Source organism: Micromonospora sp. NPDC049580, from assembly GCF_040675595.1.
Lineage (GTDB): Bacteria > Actinomycetota > Actinomycetes > Mycobacteriales > Micromonosporaceae > Micromonospora.
This window is the reverse complement of record NZ_JBFAPG010000740.1, coordinates 1-1,997: the sequence shown is the minus strand read 5'-3', so window position 1 is coordinate 1,997 and position 1,997 is coordinate 1. Positions and strand designations below refer to the sequence as shown.

The window sequence follows — 1,997 nt, the reverse complement described above, 5'->3', positions numbered from 1 at the left end:
CCGCGGTGCTCCCGCAGGTACGGAAGCAGCGCGGCACCCTCGTCGCGGTGGGAGCGCTGTCGCTGCTCGGCTCGGCGGCGTCGCTGGCCCAGCCGCTGCTCACCCGGTCGGTGCTCGACCGGATCGGCGCCGAGCACCCGGTGTCCGCCCTGGTGGCGGTGCTGGTGGCGCTCGTGGTGCTCGGCGCGGCGATCGGCGGGCTGCGCGACTACCTGTTGCAACGCACCGCCGAGGGGCTGGTGCTGAGCACCCGGCGACGGCTCGCCGGTCACCTGCTGCGGCTGCCCATCGCCGAGTACGACCAGCGGCGCACCGGCGACCTGCTCTCCCGGGTGGGCTCGGACACCACCCTGCTGCGGGCGGTCGTCACCTCCGGGCTGTTCGAGACGGTCACCGGTGCGGTGATGGTGCTCGGCGCCGGCACCGCGATGGTGCTGCTCGACCCGCTGCTGTTCGGCGTCACCCTGCTCGGGGTGGCGCTGGGGCTCGGCTTCGCCGCCACCTTCGCCCGCCGGGTCCGGGCGCTGGCCCGCCTCGCCCAGGAGCGCATCGGCGAGATGACCTCGGCGGTGGAGCGGGCCATCTCGGCGGCCCGGACCATCCGGGCCAGCCGCGCCGAGCGCCGGGAGGCGGAGACCGTCACCGGCAGCGCCCACCAGGCGTACGCGGCGGGGCTGCGGGTGGCCCGGGTGCAGGCGCTGATCGGCCCGATCGGCTCGGTCACCGTGCAGGGAGCGTTCCTGCTGGTGCTGGGGATCGGCGGGGCGCGGGTCGCCGCCGGGGCGATCTCCGTCGGCGACCTGGTCGCCTTCGTCATGTACCTGTTCCTCCTGGCGCTGCCGCTGGGCCAGGTGCTGCGCGCGTACACCCAGTTGCAGTCCGGTCTGGGCGCGTTGCAGCGGATCGAGGAGATCCTGGCCGTGCCGGCGGAGGGCGCGGCGGACCGGCCGACGGCCGGGACCGCCACGACGATCCCCCGCCGGCCCGCCCCGATGATCGAGTTCGACCGGGTCGGGTTCGGCTACCCGGGCGGCACGCCGGTGCTGCACGACGTCAGCTTCGCGGTGCCGACCGGCACCCGTACCGCCCTGGTCGGCCCCTCGGGCGCCGGCAAGTCGACGCTGCTGGCCCTGGTCGAGCGCTTCTACGAGGTGAGCGCCGGCGCCGTCCGCGTCGACGGGGTCGATGTGCGGGAGCTGCCCCGCGACGCGCTGCGCGCCCGGCTCGGGTACGTGGAGCAGGAGGCTCCCGTGCTCGCCGGCACGCTGCGCGAGAACCTGCTGATCACCGCGCCCGACGCCACGGACGACCGGCTGCGCGAGGTCCTCGACGAGGTCAACCTGAGCCACCTCGTCCAGCGGACCCCGCAGGGCCTGGACGTGCAGGTGGGGGAGGGCGGGGTGCTGCTCTCCGGGGGTGAGCGGCAGCGGCTGGCCATCGGCCGGGCGCTGCTGGCCGGCCCTCCGGTGCTGCTGCTCGACGAGCCGACCAGCAACCTCGACGCGCGCAACGAGGCCGCGCTGCGCCGGGCCATCGACGCGGTGGCCGCCCGCCGGACACTGCTGATCGTGGCGCATCGACTCGCCACCGTGGTGGACGCCGACCAGATCGTCGTGCTCGACGGCGGCCGGGTGGTGGCGGTGGGCACCCACGCCGAGCTGACCGCCACCGACCCGCTCTACCGGGAGCTGGCCACCCACCAACTGCTGGTCGCCTGATCCGGCGGCGACGCGGAATCGACATGCCGGCGGATACCCGACCGGCCGGGCCGCGCAAGGCGGCTGGAATCGCGTACCGTTGCCGCTCATGGGTGTGTCGCAACGGTTCAAGAGCAAGTTCCGGCGGTTCCTCCAGCGCCCGGGATCAACCGTGGATCTTGCTCCGCTGGAGAAGCTGCTGCCGGCGATCGAGGCGCGCGAGGATGACCTCGCCGCGCTGGACGACGCCGAGCTGACCGAGGCCGCCGGCGTCGCCGCCGGCTACGAGGAGATCTGCGC

At 74.9% G+C, this 1,997-nt stretch carries 2 protein-coding genes; both read left to right on the top strand.

Annotated features, from left to right (window positions below):
• Positions 1-1,718, top strand: a 1,718-nt coding sequence (locus tag AB0J68_RS31610; protein WP_363942479.1) for an ABC transporter ATP-binding protein, incomplete at its 5' end; no start/stop codon positions are given.
• Positions 1,719-1,806: 88 nt separating this feature from the next.
• Positions 1,807-1,997: hypothetical protein (locus tag AB0J68_RS31605; RefSeq protein ID WP_363942477.1), on the top strand; the 191-nt coding region annotated here is incomplete at its 3' end.